This is a genomic window from Muricoccus harenae, assembly GCF_009848505.1.
GTDB lineage: Bacteria > Pseudomonadota > Alphaproteobacteria > Acetobacterales > Acetobacteraceae > Roseomonas > Roseomonas harenae.
This window is the reverse complement of sequence record NZ_WWDL01000074.1, coordinates 1-5268: the sequence shown is the minus strand read 5'-3', so window position 1 is coordinate 5268 and position 5268 is coordinate 1. Positions and strand designations below refer to the sequence as shown.

Genomic DNA, 5268 nt, shown 5'->3' with positions numbered 1-5268 from the left:
ACGGTGTTTCATGATTGGAAGAATCGCAGGCTTTGCCGCCTATTCCAACCGAACTCTGCAATTCCAGCACCCAAATTCCGAGCTTTCCTGCCCCGGATCAACAGGTTGCTGGTTGTTCAAGGCCGACCACCGAAGGGCGGGGCACACGTCCGACGACGGGGTTCATTCGGTGAATGGGTGAAACAGTTGTTTTTGGTGCCGCTCATGGGCAGCGTGTTGGATGCTGAATGCTGGATGAGGAGCGCAGCGCTCCTGTCCGTGTCAGCCCGCTACGCTGAAGGAGGCGACCGTCGTGCATTGTCGGATTCTTATTGGCATGATCCTACTTCTGCCGGCCGTCGCGTCGGCCCAGCCGAGTGGCGAGCAGCGCTTCTACGACCGCGCCGGACGGTTCCAAGGCGCCGCCCGGACTGCCCCAAATGGCGATACCCGCTTCTACGACCGACAGGGACGATACACGGGCCGTGCCGATCCCCAACCAAGTGGCCGGACACGCTTCTACGACCGGCAGGGACGCTTTACCGGGGAGAGCCGGAGAGGCGGCGGTACCCATCCCGAGCCTCGCCAGTGAATTGCCGGTCAGTTCTCCTTAACCTCAAAGGCTGCATAGAACGGCGGCTGCTTTATTGCTGGTTACCCTCATCGCCACTCGGCGCTCCTTCTCCATCGAGGAAGGCATCTCGGAGCGTATCCGCGAGCGCGAGATGTACATAGGTTCTCAGGGCAGCGATGTGGAAATCGCGGATGCTGACAATAAGTGCCTCCTTCCGCTGCCTCAGGAATCGCTCGTCGAGCCACGGGCCAACGGCATAGCGGCTTAGGACCTCGATTAAGGCACCAAGCGCGAGGCCCCACAGGAGCGACTCTTCCTCGACCAGACCTACCAACGCGCCGATGCCCTGCCCCAACAGCAAGAAGGCTATCAAGAACTCCACTGCGCTAGTCTTGGCTCGCCGAAGGAGGTGTCGCCAAGTCCAGTAGACGTATTGCTTCGATGCCGACCACAGCGTGCTGTAGGCGAGGCGCCGCGTTGAACGGAGTCTGTCGCGGGTGATTACCCAGTTAGCCCTGTGCGCGTCTGGACCAAAGGTTATGGGCGTCATGGGAGACAAGCCGAGGCGCTCGTAAAAACTACGGCTGCGCAGGGCATCGATACGAGAACACGCGTCCATGACATGCCAGTGGATACGCTTTGCTCTGGTCTCCGCGCCGACCTCGGCGACACGTAGTCTAGCGAACCGCGCATGCTCGCGGAGAAGTTCGCGAATGTCAGCAATCGCCCGATCTAACCTCTTCCGTGCTGCCTTCAGCTTCCCGGGGCTGTCCTCTGCGTCCACAACCTCGACAATCATGCGCTCGGATCTATCGGCTAGTTCATCAGATGCCTTTCGCAACGTCCGAGAGATGTGCTGCGCGGCCTTGGATGCGATCTCCCTGTTAGCACATGCCTCCTCGACTACCCTAATGTGGTCATCCATGGCCGTTCGCAACTCGGTGTCATGCCATTGCGCCATAGGCACCTCCGCGTCTCGCGTCCGTTCGGATGCCAGAATGATGCAGATCGATTTCTTGGGAAGTCCATCAGAATCCGCTTGGTACTGATTGTCGGTGCTCACCCACCTTCACGGAGATTGGCTGGCTGCCCAGAGCGAACCGGCACACACATTTCAGATCGCCCACCGCAGCCGGGGCGGGCCAACTCCAAGGTGCGAAGAGGCGGTTCGGAATCGCAACTTCCGGTTCTTGTGAAGGAGCCTGCAAGGATACGTCCCATTGTAGGGCGCTTTCCCTTTGATCCTGTCGCACGTGTAGAACCCGGCGGCGTCCGAACTAAAGTGAAGATGGTACAGTTAGCTTCGGCTGAGCCGTGCCCCTTGCCTTACTCCCCCTCCCTCTCGCAATCGGTTGTATTCGGGAGAGGGGTGGCAGTCTCCCAAATACGATTCTTCGGCCGACGGCACGCTTGCTCGTTTTCATCCGAGCACCATTAGCAACGACTGCCTCAACCGTAATGGTCAAGCGGACGATCTGCACGACCGAACCCTAGATGTACGGCGAAGCTATCTCGCCGGTCATCACTGACGATGGACCCGCACCTTCGCCGATCATTTCGAGACGCCTTAGCCATGACCGCAGTGCGAATCAACAAAACGAACTTCGCGGCCGCTTGCCGTGGGCGGTCAGTCAAACCGGCCTCCAACAGTCCGCCTCGCCATCACGCATGAGCGCCAGCGAAGCTTTCAGGCCAGCTTGCCCGGCGTCTCACGGTCAGCCGTTGCCGGCCGCAGCACCGTGCCATGGGAGACCAACTTGGAGGGCAGCGCCGCGCAGGCCGGTCTGGGCAGCATCGAAACGATCATCCAGAAGCTGTGTAAGGAACTGTTGCGCCGTGCCTTGACAAAGGTGTGGACTCACCGCCCGCCTCTGTACCAGAATTGACAAATTCAGCTTCTCGGGCCGATTACTAGCAGCGGCCCACTTCGCGTCCCCGGCCACGCCAGCATTGGTGATTTTATCGTAGTGGGTAGACCAAGAAATTGTTGGCTCCGCCTTTTAGCGGCTCGTTGCGCAACGCGGAAGAGAGTCTTTTTAAGGCTTCCGATACTTTTAGGCCGGTGTTCATCCACGCCGCGCCAGATTAGCTATCGCAGCCGCCGCACAGCCTGCAAGGCCCTGCCATGTTGACCCAAGTAGCCTCGAGCGATGAGAGATTCCAACGGATACTCGGACAAACCGTCATCAGGAGCGAAATCCATGTTGGAGAGAATCGCATTCCTTGACTACGACGCTGCGGTGCCACCAGAGACTGTCAACGACTACAGCTTTTCTGTAGTCGGGCACCTGAAGGATTTCCCGGGGCACAATCCTGCAAAAGTGGATCGCGAGCAGGATGGGACGCAGCCAGTTGGGGAACTCCGGCGAAAGATTGCGAAGCAACGTCCCCCTAATGAAGCTGTGCTCGTTTCGCTCCAAGGTGTCTTTTTTCCTGCACTCCTGCTGCGCTCTGGATGGTGGGAGCGGCAGCAAGGCCAAGCTCTCGCAGAGACAATAGTTTGGCAGGATCAGCTTCAACACTGGCTTTTCAGTGGCTTCGAAAGGTGGGGACCGTCTTGGGACGTAAATCCAAGCACTAACCAATCTGAACAGTATCTATTTGGTCAGCTTGGCGAGGGAGACGAGGCTGATTCTTTGGCAGTGATCATATCACCATCAAAGAGTGGAGCTATACGCCAGCGGCTACAGCAAGATGCGCAGGCATTCAATGTTAATGCGAAGGGCTTCCTGTGCCACCGAAAGAACCTGCCAGATGCGGATTTAAGGCGTCTAACCGGTCGATGGGGGAAAAGTTTTAACTATTGCCTCTTGATTTCTTCATGCGAAAAAGACCACTTCATCGAACCCAGAGTACTTTCGGCGGCCGATATGTATTCTGGATACCTGTGGCAGTGCTGGATGCCTGAGGAGTGTGCAAAGGTAGACCGCTCCAAACTTAAGAGCGAATCTTTTGCATTACTGGAGCCACCGCAACTGAATCAAGTTTATTTTCTCTGGGAGCACACCGATTTTTCGAACTCCGACGCGGTCAGATATAACCTTGACAGTCTGGAGCACAAGGCATCATTTCTCCAAAATAAACGAGGTAAGTTGATATTGGTGCAGAAGTCATCAGAGCTTGTTAAGGGGGAGCAAGCCCTTTCAAGAGAGGACTTCTATGAATTTCTAATGAAGCCGTCCCGGTAGGCTGCGGCTTTGTAACATTGGAGAGGAACATGCACCGTCTGTTGGTGTTCAGCACATTGATTGTAGTTGGCGGTCTTATCCAGCTATGGATTACGGTCGCAGTGCTACTCGTGGATGGAAGCGTTAGCATCGATATGGGATTGATAGTCGCGGATGGAAGTCTTTTTTTCTATTCTATGAGTTTGCTGTGTGGCAGCATTTACACAATGCTGGATACGCCCAAGCTTCCCAAAGAGGGTTACCACATTTTCTTGTCGATTGTGGTTGGCTTCTTCACGGTTATTGGGGTTATCGTATACGGAGTAGACGTTGATCACTATCTTCGCCATAAAGAACACAGGTATCCCGCAACTCGTTACCTGATTATACAGACGGTATGTTCCCTCGTTACAATTTTTTATGCGATCTATGTGATAGCATTTACAAGCAAGCATACTGGCCGCTCGTCTTCGACTACGGCTAGTGCCGGAGGGTCAACGATTGACGTGGAGCTGCCATGACGATCTTCACATCAGATTTCGCGTTCTATGCCGTCCTAATCTTGGCAGCAGCGGCCTGCTTGGGGTTGCTTTTCGGATCGGTCGTACTGGCGTCACAAGCCCAGCGCCAAGAACCCTTAGCATCTCTGGTGCTTCAACTTCGAGCACGTTTGCGGTTGCCAATTTTGGATGATGAATGCTTTGCCCGCCGCATCGCCGGGATGATTGCGGCACCGGCCATCAACGACTGCTATCAACTCAGCATCTCAGTAGAAGGTGATTACGGGCAGGACAACATGGCGGCGGAGCCGGGAGATGAGGCAGCGATTCGAGTCGTCGTGGACGCACAGTTCAGCTTCTTGAATGTCAGCAATCGGGAGGTGACATTGTCCCTCAACCTACAAGAGGCGAAAGACCGCCTTGGATTAGGTGTTGGAGTAGAGTTAACTGCACTTTCGATCAACGGCAGTCCAGTTAACATCAAGAGCGGGGCCGCCGAGAATATGTCTCAGATAAAAGTTCCGAGTATGTCAGAATGCAGAGTGCACAGCAGGTCAGTACGTTATGGAGCGACGCCGTATGTGGCGCTGTTTGCACAGAATCTTATGGTTCGCAAAGGTGCCGTGCTTCGCGCAACTTCAAGCGTGCGTCCCAAAGTCCGCCTGTTAGTAGGTGATGGCGCTGAATACTCGCTGGAATCCGACGACTGGTGGAACTCAGCAGACATATGGGAGAGTAGAATGACAGTGGAAAGGCCGCTACTAAGCGGCGAAGTAATTCTATTGTCTGTCGGAATTTAATCCGCATTCTACCTCCACCACACGTTGAGGCGTCGGTCACGCAGGTCGTCCGCTGAACCATCATCGTGGAGATAGTTGTTGCTAATGGTGCTCAGATTGGATCAGCCAACGTACCTTCCCCCAATCGGTGGTCATGGGAGACCTCGAATACGTCTCGCGAATGGGCCGGCATGCGTCGTGCGAATGCGAGCAAAATCCGAGTGACGGATTTCCGCGAAACCCTATCCTGATTGGGCCTTCGCGATACG

Annotated in this window: 5 protein-coding genes; 4 read left to right on the top strand and 1 reads right to left on the bottom strand. The window is 55.4% G+C overall.

Translation table 11 applies throughout. The annotated features are described in order from the left end of the window. Positions 1 to 316 precede the first annotated feature (316 nt). On the top strand, positions 317 to 571 hold the full coding sequence (locus tag GSE44_RS24820; protein WP_159351503.1) for a hypothetical protein: 255 nt from the start codon (positions 317 to 319) through the stop codon (positions 569 to 571). 52 nt (positions 572 to 623) lie between these two features. On the opposite strand, the gene GSE44_RS24815 is transcribed toward GSE44_RS24820, so the two are convergent. Next, positions 624 to 1616 (bottom strand): hypothetical protein, encoded by a 993-nt coding sequence (locus GSE44_RS24815; protein WP_159351502.1) that lies wholly within the window; start codon positions 1614 to 1616, stop codon positions 624 to 626. Positions 1617 to 2754: 1138 nt separating this feature from the next. On the opposite strand from GSE44_RS24815, the gene GSE44_RS24810 reads away from it, so the two are divergent. From GSE44_RS24810 to GSE44_RS24800, 3 genes are read left to right on the top strand one after another with little or no spacing between them, the layout of a single operon-like run. Further along, positions 2755 to 3741 (top strand): hypothetical protein, encoded by a 987-nt coding sequence (locus GSE44_RS24810; protein WP_159351501.1) that lies wholly within the window; start codon positions 2755 to 2757, stop codon positions 3739 to 3741. Between the two features lie 29 nt (positions 3742 to 3770). After that, positions 3771 to 4241, top strand: coding sequence for a hypothetical protein (locus GSE44_RS24805; protein WP_159351500.1), 471 nt, complete (start codon positions 3771 to 3773; stop codon positions 4239 to 4241). Further along, the gene (locus GSE44_RS24800) at positions 4238 to 5020 is read left to right on the top strand and encodes a hypothetical protein (RefSeq protein WP_159351499.1); all 783 of its coding nucleotides are present in this window, start codon (positions 4238 to 4240) and stop codon (positions 5018 to 5020) included. Before GSE44_RS24805 ends, GSE44_RS24800 begins: the two co-directional genes overlap by 4 nt. The last annotated feature ends 248 nt before the right edge of the window (positions 5021 to 5268 follow it).

Bases quoted from the DNA above. Each gene is read 5' to 3' on its own strand.
- GSE44_RS24820 (WP_159351503.1), top strand. From the start codon at position 317: ATGATCCTACTTCTGCCGGCCGTCGCGTCGGCCCAGCCGAGTGGCGAG.
- GSE44_RS24810 (WP_159351501.1), top strand. From the start codon at position 2,755: ATGTTGGAGAGAATCGCATTCCTTGACTACGACGCTGCGGTGCCACCA.
- GSE44_RS24805 (WP_159351500.1), top strand. From the start codon at position 3,771: ATGCACCGTCTGTTGGTGTTCAGCACATTGATTGTAGTTGGCGGTCTT.
- GSE44_RS24800 (WP_159351499.1), top strand. From the start codon at position 4,238: ATGACGATCTTCACATCAGATTTCGCGTTCTATGCCGTCCTAATCTTG.